The 26,021-nt window shown below is 67.1% G+C and carries 27 protein-coding genes, 2 tRNA genes and 1 pseudogene; 13 read left to right on the top strand and 17 right to left on the bottom strand.

All coding sequences use genetic code 11. The features are described from left to right. The 7 genes and pseudogenes from sufD (at window position 1) to ABDZ36_RS11980 (ending at window position 4,247) form a co-directional block, all read left to right on the top strand. Window positions 1-1,227, top strand: coding sequence for a Fe-S cluster assembly protein SufD (sufD, locus tag ABDZ36_RS12010; RefSeq protein ID WP_211312277.1), 1,227 nt, complete (start codon window positions 1-3; stop codon window positions 1,225-1,227). Window positions 1,228-1,416: 189 nt separating this feature from the next. After that, window positions 1,417-1,908 (top strand): ferritin-like domain-containing protein, encoded by a 492-nt coding sequence (locus ABDZ36_RS12005; RefSeq protein ID WP_211312276.1) that lies wholly within the window; start codon window positions 1,417-1,419, stop codon window positions 1,906-1,908. Between the two features lie 28 nt (window positions 1,909-1,936). Next, a complete protein-coding gene (locus tag ABDZ36_RS12000; RefSeq protein ID WP_211312275.1) occupies window positions 1,937-2,377 on the top strand; it encodes a metal-dependent transcriptional regulator in 441 nt (146 codons plus the stop codon). A 49-nt stretch (window positions 2,378-2,426) separates the two neighbouring features. Further along, window positions 2,427-2,824, top strand: a pseudogene (locus ABDZ36_RS11995) (HNH endonuclease). A 34-nt stretch (window positions 2,825-2,858) separates the two neighbouring features. Then, window positions 2,859-2,961: transfer RNA gene (locus ABDZ36_RS11990), tRNA-Gln, on the top strand. A 125-nt stretch (window positions 2,962-3,086) separates the two neighbouring features. After that, window positions 3,087-3,413, top strand: coding sequence for a DUF7964 domain-containing protein (locus tag ABDZ36_RS11985; RefSeq protein WP_211312274.1), 327 nt, complete (start codon window positions 3,087-3,089; stop codon window positions 3,411-3,413). A 141-nt stretch (window positions 3,414-3,554) separates the two neighbouring features. Then, window positions 3,555-4,247: an HD domain-containing protein gene (locus tag ABDZ36_RS11980; RefSeq protein ID WP_211312273.1), complete on the top strand. Its 693-nt coding sequence runs from the start codon at window positions 3,555-3,557 to the stop codon at window positions 4,245-4,247. On the opposite strand, the gene ABDZ36_RS11975 is transcribed toward ABDZ36_RS11980, so the two are convergent. From ABDZ36_RS11975 to ABDZ36_RS11965, 3 genes are all read right to left on the bottom strand, one after another. Beyond that, complete coding sequence (locus ABDZ36_RS11975) at window positions 4,244-4,870, bottom strand: LysE family translocator (RefSeq protein WP_211312272.1); 627 nt, start codon at window positions 4,868-4,870, stop codon at window positions 4,244-4,246. The two genes, ABDZ36_RS11980 and ABDZ36_RS11975, sit on opposite strands and share 4 nt — an antisense overlap. Window positions 4,871-5,005: 135 nt before the next feature. Next, entirely contained in the window at window positions 5,006-6,379 is a 1,374-nt protein-coding gene (dnaG, locus tag ABDZ36_RS11970) for a DNA primase DnaG (protein ID WP_211312271.1), read from the bottom strand. Between the two features lie 67 nt (window positions 6,380-6,446). After that, window positions 6,447-7,865 (bottom strand): MFS transporter, encoded by a 1,419-nt coding sequence (locus ABDZ36_RS11965; RefSeq protein ID WP_211312270.1) that lies wholly within the window; start codon window positions 7,863-7,865, stop codon window positions 6,447-6,449. A 127-nt stretch (window positions 7,866-7,992) separates the two neighbouring features. Between ABDZ36_RS11965 and ABDZ36_RS11960 the strand changes: the two genes are divergently transcribed. Then, window positions 7,993-8,886 (top strand): HFX_2341 family transcriptional regulator, encoded by an 894-nt coding sequence (locus ABDZ36_RS11960; protein WP_211312269.1) that lies wholly within the window; start codon window positions 7,993-7,995, stop codon window positions 8,884-8,886. Between the two features lie 73 nt (window positions 8,887-8,959). Here the strand turns inward: ABDZ36_RS11960 and ABDZ36_RS11955 are convergent, their stop codons facing one another. Both ABDZ36_RS11955 and ABDZ36_RS11950 read right to left on the bottom strand, forming a co-directional pair. Further along, window positions 8,960-10,006, bottom strand: a complete 1,047-nt coding sequence (locus ABDZ36_RS11955) for a hypothetical protein (RefSeq protein WP_211312268.1) — start codon at window positions 10,004-10,006, stop codon at window positions 8,960-8,962. Between the two features lie 35 nt (window positions 10,007-10,041). Next, a complete protein-coding gene (locus tag ABDZ36_RS11950) occupies window positions 10,042-10,800 on the bottom strand; it encodes a DUF1405 domain-containing protein (RefSeq protein ID WP_211312267.1) in 759 nt (252 codons plus the stop codon). Window positions 10,801-10,965: 165 nt separating this feature from the next. On the opposite strand from ABDZ36_RS11950, the gene pdxS reads away from it, so the two are divergent. Next, on the top strand, window positions 10,966-11,871 hold the full coding sequence (gene pdxS, locus ABDZ36_RS11945) for a pyridoxal 5'-phosphate synthase lyase subunit PdxS (RefSeq protein ID WP_211312266.1): 906 nt from the start codon (window positions 10,966-10,968) through the stop codon (window positions 11,869-11,871). Between the two features lie 482 nt (window positions 11,872-12,353). Here the strand turns inward: pdxS and ABDZ36_RS11940 are convergent, their stop codons facing one another. From ABDZ36_RS11940 to ABDZ36_RS11925, 4 genes are all read right to left on the bottom strand, one after another. Beyond that, window positions 12,354-12,674 carry a transcription factor S gene (locus ABDZ36_RS11940; protein ID WP_211312265.1) on the bottom strand — a complete coding sequence of 107 codons (321 nt, stop codon included), beginning with the start codon at window positions 12,672-12,674 and terminating at the stop codon, window positions 12,354-12,356. A gap of 42 nt (window positions 12,675-12,716) precedes the next feature. Continuing rightward, window positions 12,717-13,862, bottom strand: coding sequence for a DUF8135 domain-containing protein (locus ABDZ36_RS11935; protein ID WP_211312264.1), 1,146 nt, complete (start codon window positions 13,860-13,862; stop codon window positions 12,717-12,719). Next, complete coding sequence (locus tag ABDZ36_RS11930; protein WP_211312263.1) at window positions 13,859-14,695, bottom strand: HTR-like protein; 837 nt, start codon at window positions 14,693-14,695, stop codon at window positions 13,859-13,861. Before ABDZ36_RS11930 ends, ABDZ36_RS11935 begins: the two co-directional genes overlap by 4 nt. 87 nt (window positions 14,696-14,782) lie before the next feature. Then, window positions 14,783-15,721, bottom strand: a complete 939-nt coding sequence (locus ABDZ36_RS11925; protein ID WP_211312262.1) for a glycosyltransferase — start codon at window positions 15,719-15,721, stop codon at window positions 14,783-14,785. A 115-nt stretch (window positions 15,722-15,836) separates the two neighbouring features. Here ABDZ36_RS11925 and ilvD point away from each other — a divergent pair, with 115 nt between their 5' ends. Further along, complete coding sequence (ilvD, locus tag ABDZ36_RS11920) at window positions 15,837-17,624, top strand: dihydroxy-acid dehydratase (protein WP_343749326.1); 1,788 nt, start codon at window positions 15,837-15,839, stop codon at window positions 17,622-17,624. Window positions 17,625-19,257: 1,633 nt separating this feature from the next. Here the strand turns inward: ilvD and ABDZ36_RS11915 are convergent. Then, on the bottom strand, window positions 19,258-19,929 hold the full coding sequence (locus tag ABDZ36_RS11915) for a metal-dependent transcriptional regulator (protein WP_211312261.1): 672 nt from the start codon (window positions 19,927-19,929) through the stop codon (window positions 19,258-19,260). A 45-nt stretch (window positions 19,930-19,974) separates the two neighbouring features. Beyond that, window positions 19,975-21,168: a threonine synthase gene (locus ABDZ36_RS11910; protein ID WP_211312260.1), complete on the bottom strand. Its 1,194-nt coding sequence runs from the start codon at window positions 21,166-21,168 to the stop codon at window positions 19,975-19,977. A gap of 82 nt (window positions 21,169-21,250) precedes the next feature. On the opposite strand from ABDZ36_RS11910, the gene ABDZ36_RS11905 reads away from it, so the two are divergent. After that, window positions 21,251-22,033: a DUF7839 domain-containing protein gene (locus ABDZ36_RS11905; protein ID WP_211312259.1), complete on the top strand. Its 783-nt coding sequence runs from the start codon at window positions 21,251-21,253 to the stop codon at window positions 22,031-22,033. Window positions 22,034-22,070: 37 nt separating this feature from the next. Here ABDZ36_RS11905 and ABDZ36_RS11900 read toward each other — a convergent pair whose 3' ends face one another. From ABDZ36_RS11900 to ABDZ36_RS11880, 5 genes are read right to left on the bottom strand one after another with little or no spacing between them, the layout of a single operon-like run. After that, window positions 22,071-22,826, bottom strand: a complete 756-nt coding sequence (locus ABDZ36_RS11900; RefSeq protein WP_211312258.1) for a proteasome assembly chaperone family protein — start codon at window positions 22,824-22,826, stop codon at window positions 22,071-22,073. 5 nt (window positions 22,827-22,831) lie between these two features. After that, window positions 22,832-23,002 (bottom strand): RNA-protein complex protein Nop10, encoded by a 171-nt coding sequence (locus ABDZ36_RS11895; RefSeq protein WP_211312257.1) that lies wholly within the window; start codon window positions 23,000-23,002, stop codon window positions 22,832-22,834. A 9-nt stretch (window positions 23,003-23,011) separates the two neighbouring features. Beyond that, on the bottom strand, window positions 23,012-23,821 hold the full coding sequence (locus tag ABDZ36_RS11890; protein ID WP_211312256.1) for a translation initiation factor IF-2 subunit alpha: 810 nt from the start codon (window positions 23,819-23,821) through the stop codon (window positions 23,012-23,014). Beyond that, entirely contained in the window at window positions 23,818-23,991 is a 174-nt protein-coding gene (locus ABDZ36_RS11885; protein ID WP_211312255.1) for a 30S ribosomal protein S27e, read from the bottom strand. Before ABDZ36_RS11885 ends, ABDZ36_RS11890 begins: the two co-directional genes overlap by 4 nt. A gap of 2 nt (window positions 23,992-23,993) precedes the next feature. Then, window positions 23,994-24,278 carry a 50S ribosomal protein L44e gene (locus ABDZ36_RS11880; protein ID WP_211312254.1) on the bottom strand — a complete coding sequence of 95 codons (285 nt, stop codon included), beginning with the start codon at window positions 24,276-24,278 and terminating at the stop codon, window positions 23,994-23,996. 110 nt (window positions 24,279-24,388) lie between these two features. Between ABDZ36_RS11880 and ABDZ36_RS11875 the strand changes: the two genes are divergently transcribed. Both ABDZ36_RS11875 and ABDZ36_RS11870 read left to right on the top strand, forming a co-directional pair. After that, window positions 24,389-25,348 (top strand): hypothetical protein, encoded by a 960-nt coding sequence (locus ABDZ36_RS11875; RefSeq protein ID WP_211312253.1) that lies wholly within the window; start codon window positions 24,389-24,391, stop codon window positions 25,346-25,348. Window positions 25,349-25,396: 48 nt separating this feature from the next. After that, on the top strand, window positions 25,397-25,669 hold the full coding sequence (locus ABDZ36_RS11870; protein ID WP_211312252.1) for an HAH_0734 family protein: 273 nt from the start codon (window positions 25,397-25,399) through the stop codon (window positions 25,667-25,669). 221 nt (window positions 25,670-25,890) lie between these two features. Here ABDZ36_RS11870 and ABDZ36_RS11865 read toward each other — a convergent pair. Further along, window positions 25,891-25,965 (bottom strand) — tRNA-Met (locus ABDZ36_RS11865). Window positions 25,966-26,021: the final 56 nt, after the last annotated feature.

The raw sequence follows: 26,021 nt of genomic DNA, 5'->3' as shown, positions 1-26,021 counted from the left end.
ATGAGCGAAGCGACACACTTCAGCGCGGGCGTCGACGCCGAGACGGTCGAGCGCATCGCGGAGGAGCGCGGCGAGCCCGAGTGGCTCCGCGAGGCCCGCCTCGAGGCGATTGAGGCACTCGACGACCTCGACTACCCGGACGTTATCCAGACCCCCGGCCGTACGTGGACGAACCTCGACGACCTCGACTTCGAGGCGCTCGTCGCGCCGTTCGACCAGACGGAGGAGAAGGACCTGGTCGCGGCCGAGCAGGCGACCGTCGTTCCTTTCCACGAGGCGCTGAACGACGCCGACCTCGAAGCACTCGTCAAGGAGCATTTCGGATCGGTCGTCGATCCGCAGGAGAACCGCCTCACGGCGCTCTCCACGGCGCTGTTCACGACCGGGACCGTGATCTACGTCCCCTCCGGCGTCGACGCCGAGGACGTGAAGATCCGGACGTCGATGAACGGGCAGTCCCTGTTCAACTACACGCTCGTCGTCACCGAGGAGAGCTCCTCGGTCACGATCCTGGAGCGTCAGGATACGGGCGCGGACGCCGCCGCGAGCGAGCGCTACTACTCGGGGATCGTCGAGGTCGATGCGGGCGAGAACTCGTACGTCCAGTACGGCTCGCTCCAGGACTTCGATCAGTCCACCTACAACTACACGCTCAAGCGCGGCGTCACCGACACCTACGCCACGGTCAACTGGGTCGAGGGGAACCTCGGGAGTCGACTGACGAAGACCGAGGTCTCCACCCTGCTGGCGGGTGACTCCTCGGAGACAAAGATCGTCGGTGCGTTCTTCGGCCACGACGACCAGCACTTCGACCTCGACTCGAAGGTCTGGCATCGCGCCGAGCACACGACCGCCGACCTCGTGACGCGCGGCGTTATCGACGACGTGTCGCGCTCGGTCTACGAGGGCGTGCAGGACGTCGGCGAGGGCGCGTGGGACACGAACTCCTACCAGCGCGAGAACACGCTGATGCTCAGTGATGAGTCCGAGGCGGACGCCTCGCCGAAGCTCATCATCAACAACCACGACACCGAGGCCTCCCACTCCGCGACGGTCGGCCAGGTCGACCAGGAGGACCTCTTCTACATGGAGGGTCGTGCGATCCCGCCGCAGGTGGCGAAGAACATGCTCGTCGAGGGCTTCTTCGTCCCCGTCCTCGAGGAAGTCGAGGTCGACGAGCTCCGCGAGGACCTCGAAGAGCGGATCGCCGAGCGCCTCCACGCCTGACAGTCTGTCGCGTCTCTCTTGCGACGTCTTTCTCCGTCGCTCTTCTCGTCCGTCCAGCGACGCGCTTCACTCGTCGATAGGTGCTGTCACTCGCGGTCGCCGGACGACGGAAGCCCGAAGCTCAAACCTTACGTACTCGCTCCACATAGGACATCGTATGCGACCGAGAGCACGACGCGAGGGAGGACCGTGAGCGTCGCTTCACGGGTCGAATCTGACGGCCAACTCGCCCGTCTCCTCCAAATCGGCATCGTGCTGGAGGAGGTCGTGGAGGCGCGTGCCTACGAGCACTACCAGCGCCTCCCGGACGAGGAGCGCGACGAACGCATCGAGGACCTTCTCCAGGAGGCCCGCGAGGAGTCCGCGGAGCATCGCGAACGCCTTCAAGACATCGTCGATCGACTCGACGAGGACGAGGACGCGGCTATCGACATCACGCCGCTCGTTCACGAGCAGTACGCTCGAACCGGGCCCGACGATTTCGACGGGGTCCTCTACGACCAACTGAACGGTGAAGAGACCGCGTACAAGTTCTACGACGACCTCATCACGGCCATCACGGAGAGCGAGACGTCGTTCAGTATCGACCGGGAATCGCTGCTCTCGACGCTCCGCGATATCCGCGAAGCGGAGGCCGAGGGCGTCGAGGCAGTCGCCACACTCATGGAGTCACGCACATGACACGCTATCCGACGACGGAGGACGCATCGTGAACACCGCCGATCAGTATCTAAAGGCCGTCTTCCTCGTCCAGCAGATCGAGGACGGGCCGGCTTCGACCGGTGCGCTTGCCGACCGCCTCGGTGTCAGTCCCGCGTCGGCCAACGAGATGGTGGGAAAGCTCGCCGATAAGGATCTGCTCATCCACGAGAAGTACAAGGGCGCGACGCTCACCGAAGCCGGCGAGGAACGTGCTCGCGACGCGCTCGCGACCTACTGCGTCCTCGAGCGGTTTCTCGCGAACGTCCTCGACGTTGAGGAGTATCGCGCGGAGGCCGGCCAACTCGAGGCCGTCATCGACGAGACCGTCGCCGACCGCCTCGATCTGATCATCGAGCGCAAACCCGACTGCCCGGACTGCTTCGACGCCGAGGCGGACGCCTGTTCGCACCTCGTCGAGGAACTTGGCGAGGTCAGTGCCGGGGACTGAGGACTGCAGAGACGACAGCTATACGACACGTCTCCGCGTCGTTATCAGTATGGACTGCCCGACGTGCGGCAGGGCGCTTACGACCGAGCGCAGCGTCCGCCAACACCACACGAAAGTTCACGACGATCCGCTCCCGAACCGAACCTGTTCGGGGTGCGGCGTCGAGTTCTACGACCCGAAAGCGCGCCGTGCCTACTGCGACGACTGCAACCCCAACGCGGGCGCACACAACGGGAACTATCGGAACGCGACGGATACGAGTGCCAGCTCTGCGGTGACGATGCCGAGACGCTCGGCCGCGAACCCGACGTTCACCATCTCGATCGCGTCCGTGACTTCGACGATCCATCGGACGCGCATACGCTCGATAACGTCGTCACTCTCTGTCGATCGTGTCACCGGCAGGTCGAGGACGGCGATCTCGTGGCACCTCGGTCCGAAGAGTAACCCCTTAGTAGCGCACGGACCACTATCGACGTGAAGTCCCGTGGTGTAGTGGCCAATCATAGCGGCCTTTGGTCGTATTCGGTTCCGGCCGATACGGAAGAAAGCCGTTGACGGCGGTTCGAATCCGCCCGGGACTACTGTCAATATTCTTATGTTTTTCGCGACGCGACCGCTCCACCTGTGACGCGAACCGCCCGAGTTTTCGCTCGACTAGGGGCGGGCGAGCGTAACGGTTTAGCGCGCGCTTCGCCTTGCTGGGTCCATGTCCGCACTCTCTTCGATCCCGGATCGTCCGCTTACGACCGCTGAGATCGCCGCGCTGAACGACGCCGACGCCTTCGACCTCGTTGTCCCGGTCGAGCGCGAGGAGGCAGTGCGCGCCGACGACAACGAACCCGTGGTCGTCACCGAGTCGCTCGTGCTCGCCGCCGCGGACTGGGTGAAAGGTGTCGTACACGAGGACGACGGGTGGCGCGTCGTCGAGAGCGTCGCCGTCGAGGGTGATGATCGAACAGAGGCAATGCTGGCCTGTGAAGCCGCGGTCGAGGATGCGCTCAAGCCCGGCGTGCGTGCCGACGCGGACGGCTGAGACGCTCGCGTGCGCGTTGAGACGGACGGATGAGACCATCCCTCGGGGAACGTTGGCTTCTGCAAAAGGCTAAAGAGCGAAACCGGCGTCTGTTGACGTAACAATGACAACGCGACACGAACCCCCGCCGGAGGTGCGGCCATGGGTGTCGAAATAAAGGAGTCCGCGCTCACCGCCGACGAGCTCGCGTCGATGGAGGCCTTCGTCTACGACTACCTCAGCGCGAGCGTCGAGAACGAGGACGACGGTGGCCGGATGCGCTGGTACCCGTGGCACTCCGCGGAGTACCGCTTCAACCACATCTGCAACGTCCGCGAACTCGCGAGTTCGATCGCCGAACGCGAGGGGGCGGACGTCGATGTCGTGCGCGTCGCCGCGCTCTTCCACGATATCGCGAAGCTCGACGCCGAACAGGAGGTCCACGCGGAGGAGGGCGCGCGCGTCGCCCGCCAGTATCTCGACACGCACGGCGACTATCCGCCGTCGTTCGTTGATCGTGTCTGTCGCGCCGTCGCATCGCACTCCGAAACGGGGGACCTCGAATCGCTCGATCTGGAGAGCCGCTGTCTCGTCGAGGCCGACATGCTGGATAAGGTCGGCGCGAACGGCATCGTGTTGATGCTCCTGCGGATGGGGTACGAGGCGCGCACGCACATGGACGCCGCGAAGATGGTGACGCGCGTCCTCGAACGCGGCGAGGAGGCCGAAAAACGCGTCCACAGTGATGCTGCCGAGTCGATCGCCCATCAGCGCCTGAAACGCGTCCGGTGGTTCCGCGAGTGGCTGCAGGCCGAAGTGCCGGGCATGGATGTCGAGACGGACCGCGACGCCTAGCTCGGGACGGCATCGACGAGGAACCACGCACCGAAGATGCAGAGCACGGCGGCGCTGCCGTAGCCGACGACGCGCTCGAAAGCGTCGACCCTGTCGCCCGCGACGCGCAACAGCGCCGGGAACCCGGTGATCCAGACGAGGATTCCGCAGAAGAACCCGAGTACCGTGAGCACACCGTTCGTCACGGCGATCGTGTAGCCGAACGCCGAGACGGTTCCCGGGTCGAGGAGCGCGATCCCGGCAGTCAGCCACCAGACGACCTGTATCGGGTTCGTGAGCGCCGCGAGGAACGTCTTGCGGAACCCCGCACCAGCTTCGGTGTCCGCGACGCCCTCATGCGCGCTCTTCGCCGCCCCGTACGCGAAGTAGCAGAGGAGGAGCCCGCCGACCGCCTTCATCGCGGTTTGGAGCGTCGGCGCGTGTCTGATGAAAGTGACGACGCCGGCGTACGCGAGGACGAAGAAGCAACCGTCGGCGGTCATCGCACCGAGACCAGCGCGGAACCCTGCGCGCCATCCCCGGTGGACCGACTCCTGCGCGATGAGGGCGTTCATCGGGCCGGGCGGCGCAGCGAGCGAGAGGCCGAGCGCCACCCCGGCAACGAGTGAGACGAGGCCGGACATACATCGCAAAAAACCTGAATACGGTAAAAAACACTTCGCTGTCCCGCTCGTTACGACCATCAACTCTAGGGTGCGGTGTGAGCTCCAGGGGTTAGGTGCCCCGTGAGAAGCGCGTTCGCCTCCGGTCACGAAGGCCTACGTCAGGTCGGTGAACGTGTGGAGCGCGACGCTCGCGGGTTCTTTCACGACGTCCTCGCGGCCGGTGCCGACGAGCGTCTCGACGCCGCGCTGGGCGGCGACGTCGAGGAGTCGCTGCGTGATTGGCCCGTCCCGAACGGCGAGCATCGGCGCGGGATCGGTCTCGCGGAGCGTCTCGAAGGCCGCGTCCGCGCCGACGTCCGCGACGCGCTCGAAGCCCGCCGCGTAACAGTGACAGCGGCCGGTGTCGTGCGCCGCCTCGGCCGCCTCGGCCGTGGATGTCGGGCCGGATGTCGGGGTGACACCGGCGTCCGGTCTCGCGGCCGGGCCGCCCGCCGTGTCGACACTCGCGGAGGGCCTCTCGCCCTGTTCGGAGTCATCGACCGGCGTCGGTGAGGGGACGGCGCTCCCGTCCGTCGCGGCGACGGCGGTCGCCGTGTCGTCAGTCGCCGCCACATCGGTCGGGATGTCCGAGTCCGCGTCAGTCGTCTCTGGGTCTGTCGTCTCCGGGTCGGATACGTCGTCCGTATCCACGTCCGTTGCCGAGTCGCCAGCGTTGGCGTCAGTGTCGTCAGCCACACCTGCGGGGCGTTTCCCGCGGAGGGAGGCGTGAACGGCGGCGCGGGAGAGGTCCTCGACGGACTCACCGTCGGGGGGCGAGGCGACGTAGTCGACGTCACCGACCTGCCGGAGCTCCTCGAGGATGAGGTCGCCACCCCGGTCACCGTCGAGGAAGGCAGTCGTCCGGCGCTCGTGTGTGAGGTCAGCAATAGCATCGGGGACGTCCGTCCCCTCAACGGCGACGGCGTTCTTCACGCCGTACTTGAGAAGGGTGACGACGTCCGCGCGGCCCTCGACGACGACGACGGCGTCGCTGGATATGACGTTCGGGCCCGCGGGGAGCCCCTCGAACTCGGTGACGTCACCGACGCGGACCGACTCGCGGACCTCGGTGAGGATGTCGTCGCTGTCGATGGCCCCCTCGTCGAAGGACGTGGCGAGGAGTTCCTTGGCGCGTTCGGTGATCTCGCGGCGCTTGGCGGCCCGACAGTCCTCGATGCGGACGACCTCGACGGTGGCGTGACAGGGGCCGACGCGCTCGATGGCCTCGAGCGCCGCGCCGAGCACGGACGTCTCGACGCGATCGAGGTTCGAGGCGAGCGTGATGTGACCGAAGGACTGCCCGCCCTCCGTCTCGACATCGACGTCGAGACGACCGAGTTTCGAGGCGTCCTGCAGGGCGTGGATGTCGAGTTCGTCGCCGAGCAAGCCTTCGGTCTGCCCGAACACCGCCCCGACGACGTCGCTGCGTTCGACGATGCCGTCCGCGACGAGGTCGGCGTGAACGCGGTATTTGGCGGTGTCTTCCATAGGGGAATATCGGAGTCCCTCCCTGATACACTATTCGGACTCAAATACCTGCTGGCAGTGCGCCCGCTCAGTCGAGCGGCGTCCCCTTCGTCTCGACGCCGAAGGCGAGGACGACTGCGCCACCGACGGCGAACGCGATCGCGAGGGGGAGGAGCGCGACGACGTAGCCGAAGGGAACGAGCGCGCCGGCGAGTACGGGTCCGATGACCGCGGCGATCTTACCGACGCCGCCCGCGAAGCCGTTGCCCGTTGCGCGCAGGGGCGTCGGGAAGAGTTCGGGCGTGTAGGCGTAGATCGCACCCCACGCGCCGAGCGTGAAGAACGACGACGCGAGGAGCGCGACGAAGAAGGGCCAGAAGCCCGAGATGCCGAGACCGAAGCCCGCGCCGGGCATCGCGGCCGCGAAGACGAACGTGAAGATGCCGGAGGCGATGAGGTAGCTGCCGAGCGTGGGTTTGCGCCCGACCGTCTCGACGAGGTAGGCGGCGCTGGCGTAGCCGGGGAACTGGACGAGCGCGATGAGGAGGAAGTAGCCGTAGACGCCGCCGAAGGTGACGCCACCGACAGAAATAGCCGGGACGGTCCCGCTCGCACCAAACGTCTGGGGGAGCCAGATGAAGACGCCGTAGTAGCCGAAGTTGATGGCGAACCACGCGAGCGCGATGACGACGGTACGGGCGCGCAGGCCCTCGGCGAAGAGGTCGCGGACGCTCGACGTCGAGTCGGTGTCGACGGCCGCGGGGTCGATCGGGTCGTAGTCGCCGCCGGACTCGGCAGCGATGGCGCGCAGGCGATCGTTCGCGGCCTCGACCTTCCCCGCCCGCGCGAGGTAGTAGGGCGTCTCAGAGAGCCCGTAGCGGATGGCGAAGACGAGGAGGCCGGGGAGCGCGGAGGCGACGAAGAGGAGCCGCCAGCCCTCGACGGCACCGAAGACGGGGAGCGCGACCGTCCCGCCGCTCGGGAGGTAGGAGAGGAAGAGCCACGCGAGCGCGACGGCGAAGCCGTAGCCGAGCGGCCAGAAGGCATCAAGATAGACGAGATACCGGCCGCGCCGGTCGGTCGGCAGGTGTTCGGAGAGGTAGGACGTATCGACGGCGAGCGCGCCGCCGAGGCCGACGCCGGTGAGGAAGCGTAGCGCGAAGCCGGTGTAGAAACCGACGGCGAGCGCGGTGAGACCGGCGAAGACGGCGTAGGTGAGAACCGTCCACTGAAAGGCGGGCTTGCGGCCGTAGCGGTCGGCGACGTACCCCCACCCCCAGTTGCCGGCGATCATCCCCATGAGGCTCGCGGAGCCGAGGAAGCCGGCGGCGAGCCCGGAGAGCCCCCACGCCTCCAGGAGGACGGGGAGGGTGAAGCTGATCAGGATGACCTCCATGCCGTCGAAGGCCCACGCGGTACCACAGATCGCTAGCAGTCGCCGGTGGAACGACCCGATCGGGATTCGATCGAGTGCCCCGGCGACGGATGTCGTCTCTTGATCCGGCATGAGATACCGTTTGAATACAGAGTATTATAATACCAGGTGGTAGGCGAACAAATTGCCAGTGTGAAGAATAAATCTCTTCGACCGGCGTCGGTAACGCTTATCCATCGTTCGGGCACTCTACGTGACCATGGCAACGCACGTCGTCCCGGTCGGCTTCGACTACGACCGGCTCATCGCGCCGCTGGTGCGCGAACGCCTCTCCGTCGAACGCGTCGTCCTCTTGGAGGGTGCGGTCGGGAGCGAGGCGAACGTCGAGTATTCGCGGAACCTCGCGGAGAAGCTCGCGCGCGACTTCGAGAACCTCCTCGGGGCCGAGACCGAACGCCTCGACGTCGCGGACGTCTACGACTACGACGCCGCCTTCGAGCAGGCCTTCGACCTCATCAACGACGAACTCGACCGGAGCGAGGGCGACGTCTGGGTGAACATCTCCTCGATGCCCCGAACGGTGAGCTTCGCCTTCGCCACCGCCGCCGACTCCGTCGTCATCGAGCGCGCGGACGACCGCGATCGGGTCCACACGTACTACACGGCCCCCGAGAAGTACCTCGAGACCGAGCTCGCCGAGGAGCTGCGCGAGGCCGTCAGTCTCCTCGAAGACGTCACCGAGGGCGACGTGGACGCTGAACGCGCCGCCGCGCGTGCCGACGCGGCGCGCGACCTCCTTGATGAGTTCGACGAGCGAGGCACGACCATCGGCGCGAAGGAGTTGGAGGGGGGGCACATCATCGAGTTCCCCGTCGCCTCCTTCTCGAACGTCAAACCCTTCGAGGAACTCATCCTCTACACCCTCGGCGACCACGGCGAGTTCGAGAGCGTCAGCGAGCTCGCGGAGACGCTCGCGGGCGAGCTCGGTGAGGAGTACACCGACAGCTTCCGCTCGAAGGTCATCTACAACGTCGATCGACTCGGCCCCGAAGGGAAGGGGTACGTCGAACAGGAGTCGCGCGGGAACGCCCATCGGACCTCCCTCTCGCGGATCGGCGAACTGTGGGTGCGCGCCCACGAGAACGAGGGATGATCTGGGGGAGCGTGATCAGCGCACGCAGTCGGCCGCGGGTATCGGCAGATCGCCGGTCAAGCGAGTTATCTCGCTACTCCCACTCTAATCCGCGCGCGTTCGTCGGCGCGTCGAGGGGGCTCCCCGGCGGGTCCGCGGGGACGTCCGGGTCGTTGTAGACGCGGGGGGCGACGTCGTTCGGCGCGTTCGGGTAGAGTAGCGACGCGAGCAGTTGGACGTGGGTCCGACCGACGTCGAGTTCGAACTGGCCGCCGCCGTAACACTCGACGCCGTTGTCCGCCGCCCACTCGATCGTGTCGAACAGCGACTCGACGCTCCCGAAGCGCGAGGGTTTGACGTTCAGCCACGCGGGCTCGATGGGGAGCGATTCGGCGCTCTCGACACCCGTGACCGGTGCATCGAACGCGATCCGGTCGGCGTTCGCCTCGACGATCGGCCGGGTCTCCGGGGTGAGCGCTGGATCCTCGACGATCGCCCCCGGGACGTCGAAGACGCGTTCGTAGAGGTCGGGGTCGGGAGCCTGATCGACCTCGGTCCCCTCGTAGTACCCCTTTAGGTCGAGGATACGGACCGCGCCCGTCTCGCGGAGGTCGGCGAACGTCTCAGCGGGCCAGTCGGCTTCGGGGTCGAGTTTGAACCGCAGCTCGGGGTGGCGCTCGCGGAGGCGGTGCACCCGCGAGGTGTCGCCCTTCGGGAGGCGCGCGGACGCAACGAACGTGAGCGGGGCGGGGTCGATCCCGAAGACCTCCGAGAGCGACGTGACGGACTGTTTGAGCGCCAGATCGAGCGCGGCGGACTCGATCCCCCAGCGCCGGTAGTGCCGCGAGTCCTCGCGCTCGGGCGGCTTCGAGGGGAAGAGATCAACGTCGTCGAGGTGCGCGGCGAACTCGGCGAGCGTCCAACGGCCGGTGAGGTCGTCGAAGTCGATGTCGAGGGCGTCGTGGTCGACCGCGTCGTACGTGACGTCCTCGCCGCGGCCCGCAGTGCGCCCGCCCGGCCCGGTGAAGACGAACGTCGTGGTGACGCGCTCGAAGCCGCTCGACGTCTCGCGGGCGTTGCGCTCGCACTCAATGGTGGTGACGGAGAAGGGGAGGTCGGCGACGCGCTCGTAGAGGGACATGGGGGAGAGAGGACGCCGAGGCCCAAAAACCTCGGTCAGTCAGCGGTCCGCGCTCGGACCCGGAGTTTCGCGACGCGCGTCGCGAGCGCGAGAAACGTCGCAAGGAGGGTGACCGTCACGGCACCCGCGGCGGCGAGCGCGTGCGCGCCGGACGGGTGGACGACCGGTCCGGAGAGGAGCGGTTGGCCGAGGAACGAGCCGACGGTGTAGCCGACAGACTCCGCGGGGACGAACGTGTGGTGTGGCGTGCCGAGCACGGGGACGAAATAGTCGAGGAGGAGGTTCACGAGGTACCACGCGAACGCGACGGCGACAGCGCGCACGGGGAAGTCGGCGTAGCGCTGGACCACGAACGCCTCGATGGCCATCGCAAGGTGCGAACAGCAGAGGAAGGCGTACATCGGGAGCGGGAGGTACGAAAAGCCCTCGTGAAAGACGAGGAGGGCGAACGGCGTCCAGAGGCCGAGGATCAGACAGCCGTAGAAGGCAAGGGCGTGCACCCACTCGCCGCCCCGGCCCGACGCCCAGAGGGCGAGCGAGCACGCGATGAACAGCGTCGCCATCGGGCTGTCCGGGACGAAGAGCCAGAGCGCGGTCGGTTCGACGGAGAACTGGGGAACGTAGTACCAGAAGCCGAAGAGCGTCCCGAGGACGTTCGCGGCGACGACCGGCCAGACGAGGCGGAGGCCGAGGTCCTCGAGGCGCGTCGGGAGCGGCGCGACGTACCACGGGAGGTCGTCGGTCGCTGGGAGCGTCTCACGCGGGCGGAAGAGCCACGCCGGGAGTGCCGACATACGACCGACGAGGCACCCGGGGCGCATATAGCGTGGTGGTCGCCGAGTGAGGTCGTTGCAGCGTCGCCGAGTGAGGTCGCCGTAGCATCGCCGAGCGGGACGGTCGTGGCCGACTCCGGCACCGCAACCGGCATTCCTTTGGCGGTCCCGCCGCTAGCAGAGCGTATGACCGAGACGGACATCGAGGACCTCAAGCGCGGGACGGACCTCGTGAAGCGGGGCTTCGCACGCATGCAGAAAGGCGGCGTCATCATGGACGTCGTGAACGCCGAGCAGGCCCGCATCGCCGAGGATGCGGGTGCAGTCGCCGTCATGCATCTCGAGGCCGTCCCCGCCGACATCCGCAAGCGCGGCGGCGTCGCGCGGATGGCCGACCCCGGCACGATCGACGAGATCATCGAGGAGGTCTCGATTCCCGTCATGGGGAAGGTCCGCATCGGCCACCGGAAGGAGGCCGAGATCATGGAGGTCGCGGGCGCGGACATGATCGACGAGTCCGAAGTGCTCACCCCCGCCGACGACAAGTACCACATCGATAAGCGCGACTTCACCGCGCCGTTCGTCTGCGGCGCGCGCAATCTCGGCGAGGCCCTCCGTCGCATCGACGAGGGCGCGGCGATGATCCGCACGAAGGGCGAGGCCGGCACCGGCGACGTCAACCAGGCCGTCCACCACCAGCGCACTATCAAAAGCGAGATCCGTAAGCTCGAGGGCATGAACCACGAGGAGCGCGTGATGTGGGCCCGCGAGAACGAAGCGCCGCGCGAGCTCGTCCACGAAACCGCGGAGATGGGCCGGCTCCCCGTGGTCAACTTCGCCGCGGGCGGCATCGCCACGCCCGCCGACGCCGCGCTCATGATGTACCACGAGTGCGACGGCATCTTCGTCGGCTCCGGCATCTTCGGCGCGGAGGACCCCGAGAAGATGGGCCGCGCGGTCGTCGACGCCGTCAACAACCACGACGACCCCGAGCGCTTAGAGGAGATTGCCTCGAACATCGGCGCGGGCATGAAGGGCGAGGCGAACGTCGACCTCCCCGAAGAGGAGAAGATGCAGGGCCGCGGGAACTAGACCATCTTTTTCCACGGAGGGGTCGCCGGGCAAAAACATGGGTGAAAAAGGCCGGTCGCCGTAGGCGACCGGTGAATCGCCTCGCTCGGGTCTTCCAGACCGCTCGCTCAGCGAACGCTAGCCTCGTGGTTTGGTTCGTCGACCCTCTCCGGAAAAACCTTGACCAAAAGCTGTCACCACCCCTTCAGCGTGGCTTCGTCACGATTGGGGGGATTCCTCGGCCCGCTCTCTCCACGATGCTCTCCCGGAGTTCGTGTCGCTCGTATCCTGAGCAGACGTCCATGTGGCTAGCGTTCGCGCGAACGAGCGGTCTAACGCGAGAACGTCGTTCTCACTGAGTCACGTTCGCTGCGCTCATGTGACCGTCAGGACCCGGTAGTTCGCGCGATTCACCGCGAACGCGCTGTGCGCATTCGCGGCTTTTTCACCCATGTTTTTGCGGGGACGGGTGCGCTCCGCGCACCCGACCCGGAAAAAGATGGTTAGTTGTAACTCCGCCACCGGTGGCCGCACTCAGTACACTTGAAGAATCGCGTCGGGGGCTCGTCGGCCGCGCCGGTCTGTTTGATCGTGTACCACGCCTCGTCGTTCCCGCAGTCGTCACAAAGCACCTCGGCGGTCGGTTTGCCCTCGTCGTCGGCGTCCTCCGAGGTCTCGATGACGTCGCTGTCGTCCTGCGCGTCCGTCGTGACGTAGTCGGCTTCGCTCGCGGCGTCGCGGCCCTGCTCGTGGCCGCAGCTCGAGCAGACCATCATGTCGTCATCGGCGTGCATCATCGACCCGCACTCGTCGCAGAACTGCATACGCGAGAAGACGCGACGAGCGCCGAAAAGCCCCCGCTTTCGCTACTCGTCGTCGTTCGCCCAGCCGATCGAGAGGTCGTCGTCCTCGTCGGCGTCGCCGTCCGGGTCGTCGTCGTCGGCGTCATCGTCGCCCCACGAGATCTCGTCGGGGGCCACCGACTCGCCGGCAGAATCGCTGGCCGTATCGGCCGGATCGGTGGCGTCATCCCGGTCGCGCTCGACCTCGACGCGCTCTTCACCCGGTTCGTCCACATCCTCTCCATCGGCCACATCGCGTAGGTCGTCCATATCCGCCGGGTCGTCCGCGCCGTCCACAGTGTCCGATTCGCGCTCTGCATCCGATTCGTCCACGTCGTTCCGAGTCGAATCGGCCGGGTCCGCGAAACCGTCGTCCCCGTCCTCGCTGCCCGAGGTCGTGCCGTCGGACGCGGTGGACGTTTCGTCACCGGTGAGCGAACCGCCGTCGCTCGGTTCGTCGACCGCGTGAATGTCCTCGTCGGATTCATCGGGCAAGTCGTCGGCGGCGTCGCCCTCGGACTCGTCGGGAGCCGCGGGCTCACCGCCAGATTTCCCGCTATCGACCGACTCCGGCGCGTCCGCCGCCGTCGCGTCGCCGGCGGTGTCGTCGGCCGTCGTGTCGCGGATGTCGATCAGTCCGTTAGTGTCGTCAACGGGATCGGCGCTCTCGTCGGTCGAACCCTGATCGATCGCCCCGACTTCGGCGTCGTCGACGTCGCCGGTCTCGGGAGAGTCAAGACGTCCGTCGGCAGTTTCGTCGGTCGCGACGTCGATGGCCGTGACGACCATCGGGCAGTCAACGACTTCGAAGTGGTCGGTGTCGACGACGCGGTTGATCTCGGTTCCCGAGTGCGTGCAGGCAGTTTCGGGCGGGTCGGCGAAGAAGCGACAGCCGTGGCAGGTTCGATCCGAGATTGTGCGGACCTCGCCATCGATGTCTTCGGGGCTCTCGGTGGCTACTTCACCCTCGGTGAGCGCCTCCCACGCGCCCGCGTCCCCGGGAGAGCCCTCGACGTCCATCTCCTCGAAGAGGTCGTCGTCGATGTCCGTCTCGTCGACTTCGTCCTCCTCGTCGAACGACGGCAGACCGCGCTCCTCGGGTGGTGAAAGATCCGTCGCTCCCGACCCGCCGGGACGTGTCTCGTCGTCCGCGGACTCGTCATCACTCATCGGATCTTCCGGACGTTCGAGACGTCGAAGCCGGCCTCGTGAATCTCGGTCTCGAAGCGGACGATATCCTCCTCTTCGAGCTGGCTGAGGACGCCGCGGAACTCCTGGACGAACATCGTCCGGACGCGTTCGTTCCCGCCGGTCTCCCAGCTGAACTGGACAGTGCCATCGACGCAGGCCATTAGCTCGCCGAACTCGGTCTCGGTGATCGCGTCGCGCGAGAGGTGGAGGAGCACGAGCCCGTCCCACTCGCGGGTGGCCTTGCGCAATCCCTTGAGGAGGTAGACGACGTCGGCCCACGGGCGTTCGCGTTGCTGATCGCCGACGAGGTCGGTCAGCGAGTCGACGATAACGAGGCTATCCGAAGCGTGTTCGTCGAGGTAGTCCGCGAAGGCCTGAATGACACTCCGGCGGTCCGTCGTCTCGCCGAGTTCGGCGAGCGAGCGCGGGTCGTCGGCGTACCACTCGCGCGGGACGGGGCTCAACTGGAAGTATTCGGCGGAGAGATCGGCGAACGTCACGCCGGAGAGCCCGGCGGCGACAATCTCGTTGTCCATCGAGAAAGTGATCTCGCGACTGACGTCCCCGCGACTCGCCGAGAAGGAGACGTAGTGGATCTCCTCGGGCGGTTCGACGTCGGGGCCGAGGTCGCCGTAGTGAAGATCGAAGAGTTCGGGGTCGTCCTTGAGCATCCCGTTGAAGACGGTGCTCGTGTAGATGAACTCGCGTGCGCCGGCCCCCGCGCTCCCCGCGAGCAACACGACGCTCCCGGATGGGGCACCACCCCCGATCTGCCCGTCGAAGCGCGAGACGCCGAACGGTAACCTCGCCATACGCCCCTATGAGCGCGCCCGGCGCTTACCAGTTGTGGAGGCGACGATGTCGCAAACAGCGACGCTTTGGTGACCGTGAGCGCAGCGTCAGCCGTCGAGGACGCCGGCAGCGACGCGTCCAGCGCCGTTCTCGTAGACCGGCGGGTCCGGTGGATCGCGAGCGGCACGTTCGACCTCGTCGGGCGAGGTGACGGTGCGAAAGCCGGTCGCTCGTGAGGCGAGGCGGGCGACGCCGCGCTGCTCGCTCGTGAACGGGTAGATCAGACAGGGCGTCCCGGCGACCGCGGCTTCCATCACCGTCGAGTAGCCCGGACAGAGGACGAGGTCGGCGGCGCGGAGCGTCGGCAGCATCGAGGCGACGGGTTCCCAGTCGTCGCCGCCGACGAGCGTCACGTCGCGGCCGTCATCGCGGAGGCGCGCGACGCTCTCGTCGAGCGCGGTGGAGTATGTGCTGGGGACGACGACGACATCCGGGTCGCCGACGACTGTCGCGTCGACATCGAGGGCGAGCGGCGGCACGCGCGTCACGCCATCGGGGTCGTCGCTCGATCGCGGCCAGACAGTCGGGTAGTAGAAGTCGCGGGCGACGCCGCGCTGGTAGCTAGTGAGGGCGGCCGCGCCCGCGCGCTCGACGGCGTCGTCGTAGAACCCGGGTGCGTTGTGCGTCGTGACGTAACAGGGGACGCCGGCGAGCGGCGCGGCCATCGCCGCGAACATATCGTCGGTGACGAGCCGGTCGGGTGACTCGCGCTGCAGCCACCGGTAGAGGTCGTGGACGCGCCGGGCGCTCGCCGGCACGCTCCCTGTGAGCGTCTCGACCAGTCCGCCGGAGCCTTGATAGTCGCCGACGTAGTCGACGGGCGTCGGGACGTACTCGTCGTAGCCGAGCAGATCGACGAAGCGCTTTCCGGGGCCGCCGCCGGCGAGTGACACCGTCGCGCCGCGCGCTTCGAGTTCGCGCGCGACGGCGAGCATCCGCGTGGCGTGTCCCGCGCCCTCCGGGTAGTGTGCGACCGCGATATGCATACCACCGCACGCGGCACGGAGCGCCAAGAAAGCCGCGACGTCGTCCCGTCGAGTGTGCCACGACAACACGCACCGTCACGCTGGGTTTATGGCTTCCCGTGGGCAAGAGTCGGCAATGAGCGGCAAACCGGAGTCGAACCCAGACGAGACGGAGCCGTCGGTGCCCGACGGCGCGAGCGACGGGGCCGACGAGAAGCCCGCGAAGGACCCCGAGTTGCGCAGCACCGAAGTCACCGAGGGACCCGATCGTGCCCCCCACCGCGCGATGTTCCGCGCGATGGGGTACGACGACACGGACCTCTCCTCGCCGATGGTCGGCGTCGCGAACCCCGCGGCAGACATCACGCCGTGTAACGTTCACCTCGACGACGTGGCCAACGCCGCCACCGTCGGCATCGACGAGGCGGGCGGCATGCCGATCGAGTTCGGCACCGTCACCGTCAGCGACGCGATCTCGATGGGTACCGAGGGAATGAAGGCCTCCCTTATCTCCCGTGAAGTGATCGCGGACTCCGTCGAGCTCGTCTCCTTCGCCGAGCGCATGGACGCGCTCGTCACCGTCGGGGGCTGTGATAAGAACCTCCCCGGCATGATGATGGCCGCGATCCGCACCGACCTCCCGAGCGTCTTCCTCTACGGGGGCTCGATCATGCCTGGCCACCACGACGGCCGCGAGATCACGGTGCAAAACGTCTTCGAGGGCGTCGGCAGTGTCGCCTCCGGCGACATGAGCGAGGAGGAGCTCGTCGAGATGGAGCACGAGGCCTGCCCTGGCGCGGGCTCCTGTGGTGGGATGTTCACCGCGAACACGATGGCCTCGATCAGCGAGACGCTCGGGCTCGCGCCCCTTGGCTCCGCCTCACCGCTCGCTGAGAGCGAGGAGCGCCTCGAAGTCGCCCGCGAGGCCGGGAAGGTCGTCCTCGACGCCGTGGAGAACGATCGGCGACCAAGCGACATCCTCACGAAAGAATCCTTCGAGAACGCCATCGCCGTGCAGGTCGCACTCGGCGGCTCCACGAACGGCGTCCTCCACGTCCTCGCCCTCGCCGCCGAGGCCGGCGTTGAGCTCTCCATCGAGGAATTCGACGAGATCAGCAAGCGCACGCCGAAGATCGCGAACCTCCAGCCCGGCGGCTCGCGCGTCATGAAGGACCTCCACGACGTTGGTGGCGTCCCGGTCGTCATCCGTCGGCTCCTCGAAGGTGGGTATCTCCACGGCGACGCGATGACCGTTACCGGCAACACCATCAAAGAGGAGCTGGAGACGCTCGACCTCCCCGCGGACGAGGACATCGACGCGGACTTCCTCGCCACCACCGAGGACCCGTTCCACGAGGAGGGCGCGATCAAGATCCTCACCGGGAACCTCGCGCCGGACGGCGGCGTCCTCAAGGTGACGGGCGAGGAGGGCTTCCATCACGAGGGGCCCGCGCGCGTCTTCGACACCGAGGAGGACGCGATGGCGTACGTCCAAGGCGGCGAGATCGAATCCGGCGACGTCATCGTCATCCGCAACGAGGGCCCGCGCGGGGGACCCGGAATGCGCGAGATGCTCGGCGTCACCGCCGCCGTCGTCGGCCAAGGCCATGAGGACGACGTCGCGCTCCTCACCGACGGCCGATTCAGCGGCGCGACCCGTGGCCCGATGATCGGCCACGTCGCCCCTGAATCCGTCGTCGGCGGACCGATCGCCGTCATAGAGGACGGCGACACGGTGACGGTCGACGTCCGCGAACGCGAGCTCTCCGTCGACCTCGACGATGAGGAGTTGGAGGCGCGCCTCGCCGACTACGAACGCCCCGAGATCCAGTACGCGGGCGGCTTCCTCCGCAAGTACGGCGACATGTTCGACTCCGCCGCGAACGGCGCGGTGACGAACCCTGCGGTCAAACGCGACGATTAGGGACGCGGAGAAAAAGCGAGGCATACTCGCCGGAGGCGAGTTTTCACCGGTCGAGCGGAGCGAGACCGGGACGTTTTCTCCCGTGTTTTGCGAGGAGGGTCAGCGGTGCTGACCCGACGAAGTAAAAGACGGGTGGTCGACGAACCCTGCGGTCAAACGCGACGATTAGGGACGCGGAGAACGAGCGAAGCATACTCACCGGACGCGAGTTTTCACCGGTCGAGCGCATCGCTGGCTACGAGAACGAATCTGTTCTATAGCCGAGCGGCACCCCAGCTACCGGCGACACGGAGGCACCCAGTCCGAACGCCGCGGAGACGACCCCGGACGACACGGAATCAGCCTCCATGTCGGCTAGTGACGTGCCGGCGACGGCGGACGCGTCCGAGACGACCGTGTCGGCGACGAGGGGGCGAGTGGCCAGAGCCGATCGACACTGTGGACGAAATCTCGACGGACGCCATGTCCGGGAGCGCCGGCGATATCCCAACGGACGACGAAATGACCACGACGACGGCGACCGAAACCGAGGCGGACAGCAACGCCACTTCGCCCGACATCGATACGGGGGCCGGTGGTGACGGACCACGCCGTCGGATGTGTTCCCAGACGGCGACGCGGACGAGCGCCTCGCAGCGGCGAAGCGCCTTCACGATGTCGCGGCGACTACCCCCGAGGACGCCGAAACCGAGCGTGTCGTCGAGGCTATCTTGATTCAAGGAGAGAATCCCGCCCTTCAGGGCGGGCGTGAATCTGACATGGTACTCGACACCCGCCATCGGTTGCCCGCTGAAACCCCAACGTTCAGTACACGCCGTCTCGTACACGATAGCAAGGGTTACGTCGGCTCTCGGCACTTGCGCGGGAGTACGAGACGCGCTGAAACCAGCGTCCGGGGTTTTCTCGGGCGTTGGTTCCCACGGGTCGGTTCTGCAACCGACTGCGGGGTTCGCGTCGTTCGCCAGCACGGGAACCCGGCCCACGGGTCGGGGAAGTGTGACCGGACCGACCGTGCCGTGAGGCATGACCGCTTGGGAGAGAGCCGCGTTGAGAAACCGCGCGGCGATGATTCGCTTGCGGATGGGAGCGCCCGTGACAGCGTCCCCAGAACGCTTTGCGTTCTGGTGTGCGAACGAGACGCTTCGCGTCTCGTTAACGCCACAGGACGCTCCCGAGCGAGGAACGAAACCCGTTCCACCGACCTCGGGAGAGATAGTCCTGAAACCTGCTCGGCAACAGGCCGGGTTTCCCCCTGTGTAGGGAAGCCCCGTCGTTTACGACGGGGAGGATGTCACTGAGGCAGAGCCGGACGAGAATGTTCGGCTTCAACTTGTCGACATACCCGATGACTCGACGGCGAGCGCGCTCGTGACGCGCTCCTCGATCTGGTCCTCGTTCAGAACATCGAACTGCTTGCATCGGTCGAAATCGACGACGGCGTCGAGTTCGGCCGTGACGAAGTCGCCGTCAATCCACCGGAAACGCCGCCCTGGTCGTAGAAGCTCGCAGCGAGGAAGAGTCGCGCGAGTCGGAGTGTCGTATAAACGTGGCTACGCTCGACTGAACTCCCATTGTGGTCGCCTGAGAGAAGGCGCTTCGAGGTGAACATCGGCTGTTTGGCGGGGTATATATTCTACTCCGTCACCTCGGCGGCCGGTTCGACGCGAATACTGGCCGCGATCGACGTCGGGAGGTGGACGTCTTGACCGTCGACGCGCACCGTCACCATGTCGATCGGCGCGATGGTGACCACGTCGAGTTCGGCACCGGGTTCGATGCCGCGCTCAGCGAGATACGCGAGGTGGTCGTCGTCCCGGTCGCTGACGCGTGCGACGGTGACCGTGTCGCCCTCCTCGGCGTCGGCGAGCGCGGCGGTGTCGTCGTCCGCGAGCGGTGTGAGCTCCGCGGTGGGGATCGGATCGCCATGCGGGTCGACGGCCGGTTCACCGAGCGCGCTGGCGACGCGGCGCTCGAAGGCCTCGCTAATGTGGTGTTCGAGCGCGTCGGCCTCCTCGTGGACCTCGCTCCAGTCGTAGTCGAGGTGTTCGGCGAGATACGATTCGAGGAGTCGGTGGTGGCGTAACACCTCTAAGGCGACCGTTTCGCCCTCCTCGCTGAGCTCGACGCCTTTGTACTTCTCGCGGACGATGAGGTCGCGCTCGTCGAGTTTCTCCACCATGCTCGTCACCGTCGGCGGCGTCACGCCGAGATACTCCGCGAGATCGGACGTCCGTATCGGCGGCTCACCCTCGCGCTGGAGGACGTAGATCGCTTTCAGGTAGTCTTCCATCACGTCGCTCAGCATCACTACACCGTGATAGACGCGTCCGAGACTTAGGGCTGCCGTCCGTCAGATCCCTTTGCTCATCAGGTGCGAGCGCAGGATGTCGCCGTCCTTGCTCCCCGTTCCCGCGTTGACGAGGACGAGCGTGTCGTCGGCGTCGAGTTCGCCACGCTCAGCGAGCGCGTAGGCGGTCGCAACCGCCGTGCCGCTCGACGCGGAGAGTTCGAGTCCGGCCGTTTCGGCCACCGACGTCGCCCCTTCCAGCGTCTCGGGATCGGGGACCGAGACGGCCCCGCCGTCCGTCGCGCGGATCGCGTCGAGCGCGAGATTGCCCCCGGCGGGATCGGGGATCTCGATGCGCCCGCAGATGGTGTCCGGGCGCTCCCACGGTTCGTGGCTCTCCCGGCCCTCCTCGAACGCGCGGACGATCGGGGCACACCCCTCGGCTTGCGCGGCGTAGAGCTTCGGGATCGCGTCCGTGAGGCCGGTTGCGTCGAGTTCGCGGGCCGCCTTATAGAATGCGTGGAGGCCGGTCCCGCGACCGGTCGGATGGATCACGACGTCCGGCGTCTCCCAGTCGAGCGCCGCCGCGATTTCGATGTACGCCGTCTTCAGCCCCTCGTGGGCGTACGGCGTCGCGAGCGCCTGCACCGGGTGCCAGTCGTCGCGCTCGGCGACTGCGTCCGCAAACGCCGCCTCGGCGTCATCGATTCGGCCCTCGACGACCGACATGTCGCCCCCGTGGACGTTCACCATCGCCTTGTTGGTGAACCCCGCGCGCGAGGGGACGAACGTGTGGCTGTCGAGGCCGGCACGGGCTGCGTACGCCGCCGCGGACTGCCCATCGTCGCCCGTCGAGGCGAGCGCCACGTCGCTCGCGCCGGCGCGTTTCGCCGCCGTCACCGCCACCGACTGCCCCCGATCGTCGATCGTCCCCGTCGGATTGCGCCCCTCGTCCTTCACGTAGACGGCAGCGACACCGAACTCCGCGGCCAGCGACGGCACCGGAACGAGCGGCGTCTCGCCCTCCATCGTCGTCACCGCCGCATCGGGGGCGAAGGGGAGCAACTCCCGGTAGCGCCACTGCGAGCGGGGCGAGCGCTCGGCGAACGTCTCGGGTGCCAGATCAAGCGCATCGAGGTCGTACGTCGCGTCGAGCACCCCCTCACAGGACGGGCAGCGTCCCGACACCTCGTCGGCGTCGAACATCGTGTCACAGGCCGTACACCGCACGCCCGCGAACGCCGGGTTCGTCTCCATGGTGGAACGTGGACGACGCGTGCGTTAAGCCCTGTCCTTCGGGATCGGTGGCTCTTTGGCGCTCAGTATCGACGTGGCGCGTATGACCGACGTCCTCGCGGACAAACGGACCGCGACGCGCTTTCGCGTGCTCGTCGAGATCGCGGACCGCCAGCCGGCCGTCAGTCAGGGGGAGATCGCCGACGCGGTCGGCGTCACCACGCAGGCCGTCAGCGAGTACATCCGGGAGCTCGTCGACGACGGCCTCGTCGAGAAGGAAGGGCGCTCGCGCTATCGCGTCACGAAGGAGGGCGTCGACTGGCTGTTGCGTACTGCGGACGACGTCCGGCGCTACGCTGATCGCGTCACGGAGGACGTCCTCGGGAGCGTCCACGAAGACGCCGCCATCGCGCTCAACGACGTCGAGGCCGGCGACGCCGTCACGCTCACGATGTGCGACGGCCTGCTTCACGCCGACCCGGCCGGCGAGGGCTCCGCCTCCGGCGTCGCCACCACCGACGCTGCGGCCGGCGAGGACGTCGGCGTCACCGGGTTCGAGGGGATTATCGACCTCGAACCCGGCCGCGTCACCGTCTATCAGCTCCCGCCCGTTCGATCCGGTGGGAGTGACACCGTCGATCTCGACGCGCTCCGCGACGCCGTCGCGGACGCCGAACTCGTCCTTGCGGCCGGCGTCGAGGCCGTCGTCGCCCTCAGAAAGATCGAGCGCCCCCCCGCAGTCACGTTCGCTGTCGGCGAGGTCGCGGCCGCGGCCGCCGGTCGCGGACTCGACACCGTCGTCGTCACCACCGCGGACACTGTTGGTCGCGTCACCGACCCACTGCGCGACGCCGATGCTCGTTACGAAGTCGCGGACCTGGGATAGCGAAGAGAAGAGCCGTCAGCCGATGTCGGGAGGGTCGTCAGCCGATGTAGCGCAGGTCCTCCTCGCCGCCCGCGCTCGGGCCCTGCTCCATCTGCTGCATCTGCTCGACGACGTCCTCCATCTCGTCGGCGCGCTCGTCGAGCGCCTCGTAGTCGACGTCGAACTCGAGGAGGTCCGCCAGGGTTTCGAGGACGGCGCGCGCGCTCTTCGGATCGACGAGGTAGCCCGACGTCTCACCCATCAGACACGCTGCGTCGAAGCCCCGCCGGCCGCCGAGGCCGACGAGTAGCCCCGACGTGCCGACGATGCCGCCCGCGGGCTCCTCCGAGCGGAACTCGACGCCGACGTCTTCGAGGGTCGCCTTCCGCTCATCGTCCGCGACCGCACCGACGACCGCGTGGTCCTCGACGAGTTCTCCCGTCGGGACGCCGCCGAGCGCGTACACCTCGCTGACGCCGAACTCGTCGGCGGCGTCGAGGAACGCGTTCGCGATCCGGTAGTGCCCGCGGCTGTCGGCGGCCTGGTGGTCGCCGGTGAGTACGAGGAGGTCGCGGCCCTCGGTCGTGATCGCGTGGAACGTCGCGTCGGCCAACGAGGCGACACCGTCCTCATCAACCGTCACCTGCGGGGGGAAGGCCTCGGAGAACACCCGCCGGACGAGCGTCCCCTCCCCCTCCTCGATGAGGTGTTCGGCGACGAGTTTTCCGACGTGGCCGACGCCCGGTAACCCCTCGATGAGGACCGGGTCGTCCAACTCGACGTCCGCGACGACCTCGATGTCGACTTCGTCCATGCGACTTACTCGCGTTCGCGGCGCTTAAGTTTGCGTCGGTACTCCCCGTACGGGTCGTCGGGATCGAACGGGGCGGGTGCCGAGTTCGCCGTCGGCTCGTCACACTTCGGACAGACGTCAGAAAGGGTGTACACGGGCCGATCGTGCGCGCGGCAGATGCGGATGTCCGCGTGCACGGTTACGGATTACGCTTCCTCTTCGAGCTGGCGCTCGCGGTGGAACTCGCCCATCCCACCGTGGCTCTCGACGTCCGCCGTCGCGCGCTCGGCGGCGGCTTCGAGTTCGGTCTCCGCCGTCTTGTAGTTCGGTGCCTCGACGCGCACGCGGTACTCGGGCGCACCGACGTACGTCACGTCGAGTTCCGCCTCGTCGGGGACGACGTCGTCGCCGTCTCCCTCGGCAGCCCGCAGCGCGGACTTGATGTCGTCGACGCCGGCCGGCGACGGCGATTCGAGGTGGACGTATCCGGTCACCGTGACGTACGGGACGGAGACGTTCTCGCGCGCCGTGCTGACGATGGCTTCGACGTCGTCGTCGTCGAGGTCACACGGTTCGAGAGCCTCCTGTCCGTGGATGGCGGCCTGCTCGAACCCATCGTAAAGCGAACCGAACTCGGCGACGAGCTCGTTCGCGATCGCGCGGAAGCGCTCGTCCTCGATCTCCTCGCCGAAGGCCAGCTCCATCCACTTATCGGCCTTCTGCTCGTTCTTCCACTCCTGGATCGCGTCGGAGCGCTGGTGGTCGTTGACGTCCTTGATCGAGAGATCGATCTGTTGGGCGGACGTATCGACGTCGAGGACCTTCGCGACGACCGTCTGGTCGACGCGGACGTGATCCCGGACGTTCTTGATCCAGCCGGATGCGACCTCGCTGATGTGGACCAGCCCGCGCTTATCGCGGTATTCCTCCAAGTCGACGAAGACGCCGAAGTCCTCGATCTCGTCGACCTTCCCGACGACGAGTTCGCCGGGTTCGGGCCAGCCCTCGTACTTCATCTGGCCTCGACGGTCTCGACGACCTCGCCTTCGAGGTCGGCCTTCCCACCGGTCGGGCGGGCGAGGGTCGTACCGCAGACCGCACACGCGACCGTCGCGGAGGCCTTCTCGAAGACGACCTGTTCGTTCTCACAGTCCGGGCATTGGACGCGGTAGAAGTTCCCAGCCATCGTTACTCCTGGAACTCCAGTTTGCCGGCGCGCCATCCCTCGCGGAGGTGGGCGTTGCCACACTCGCTGCAGCGGTACTTGAGGTCGGTTTTCTTTGTCGGCTTGTCGCCACCGGGCACCTTCGAGAACTTCCCGGAGTTCCCGATACGGGAGGTCTGGCGTTTCCGCTGACGGCCCTGGACCTTCGTCATGCCGGACGTGCGGCCCGAGCGGACCTTCTCGACCTCGTGCTCGTGGTGTTCGTGACAATGCGGACAGTAGGTGTTGAATCGTCGTGGCATCTCCATAGCGAATCAGCTCTGTTGTCTCTCGGTTCGACTCCGACGCTTAAAATGCACACGGTTCGACGTCGCCAGTCGGCGCAACCGTCTTGTGACATGCCCACACGATTACGCACATGCGACGCGTCATCCCCGTCCTCTGTGTCCTCCTGCTCCTCGGCGCGTTTGTCGCGCCCGCTACCGCCCGGCCGCCGCCGCGCGACGTCTCCGGTTTCGCCGGCGGCTTTGATGGCGGCCAGTATCAGCCGTACGACTACCCCGCGTCGAACGTCTCGAACGTCACGCTGACCGTCGCTGTCTCCGCGAACGGGACGAGCGCATGGACGGAGCGCGCGACGCTCACGAACCCCGAGGCCGCGGATGCCCTCCGCGCGAACGAGACACTCAGACGCGCCGTCGTCGCGTCCCGCTTCGATCACCGTTTCGCGCGCGACACTGGCGCGTTACACTCCCGCGTACGTGGTGACACGCTCGTCGTCACCTATCGCCTCGCTGGCGTCGTTCATCGTGCGTCCGGTAGTGGCCTCCTCCTCGCGCCGTTCGCGGACTACCGCAACGTCTACGAACCCGGTCGCGCCGACGTGACGATCCACGCTCCGGCCGGCTACCGCGTCGTCTCCCACCCGGCCGCGATGGCTTCGGCGGGTGACGTCCTCCGGTGGAACGCCACGATCGGCGCGGGCGACGCCGGTGTTTCGCCCGGCCTCGTGACGTTCGCGCCCGCCAGCGCAGTCCTCCCATATCTCCGAGCCGAGCTCGCCGTCCTCGCCACGTACGGCCTCTCGACGCTCGGTATCGGCGCGGCGTACGCGTTGCTGTTCGGCCTCCCGCTCGCGCTCGTCGGGAGCGGGTCCGTCGCGCTCACGGGCCGCCGTTCCCGGGACGTCTGGGGAACCCTGCTGGGCGTCGTTGCCGCGACTGGTGTTGGGGCGGCCATCGTGCACTACCCCGCGACGGGGAGCGTCGTCGCGCACGCGTTCCACCCCTTCTTGCTCACCTTCGTCGCGCTCCCGCTCGCGCTCCTCGCCACCGTCGCCGGGCTCGGACTCCACGCCGTCGCGCGCCGTCGCATGTAGCGTCGCCAGTGCGATGGGTTTAATCGGCGGCCCGCTGAACCGTCGCGCATGAAGCGGCTCATCATCCACGGGGACCCCGGCGTCCGCAACGGCGCGGTCATCGAGCGCGACGGCGCGGAGAAGGTCCTCTTCGGTGTGACCCGAAACGGCGACTGGCACGGCCCCGAGCGCGTCCAGCTCTGGTGCGTCATGGGTGATCGCGACGAGCACGAAGCGTACGAGAAACGCAACTACGTCCCCCACTGGCTCGACGTCGAAACCGTCGACGCCGAGGACGTCACGGTCGTCACCGAGTCGCAGACGTCGATGACGGTCGAGTAGACGGTTCTTTTTCGGTCTGCGTCGCGCGATGTCCGTCGATGTTGCTGACGGTCGGGCGTCGCTCGCCGTATGCGCCGCTCCTCGTGTGCGTCGCTTCCCGTGTAAGAGAGTGGTGGTGAAGGAGCGGCGGAGCACGAGTGATCGCGTACCGAGTGTCGCGGTAGATCGAAGCGACTGCTTCAGGGCGTGAGTGACGGAAGAGAACGGACGGAACGCGGAGATAGCGGGTGGTAGATTTGAACTACCGATCTCCGGGTTATGAGCCCGGCGGAATCTCCTGGCTATCCCAACCCGCTGATTCTTCGTAACGCCCTCCTGCGGATAAGGCTTGCGAAGGTCGGTGCCGTGTGGG

It is taken from the genome of Halarchaeum salinum (assembly GCF_039520965.1).
GTDB classification, from domain to species: domain Archaea; phylum Halobacteriota; class Halobacteria; order Halobacteriales; family Halobacteriaceae; genus Halarchaeum; species Halarchaeum salinum.
This window is presented reverse-complemented; position numbering and strand designations above follow the sequence as displayed.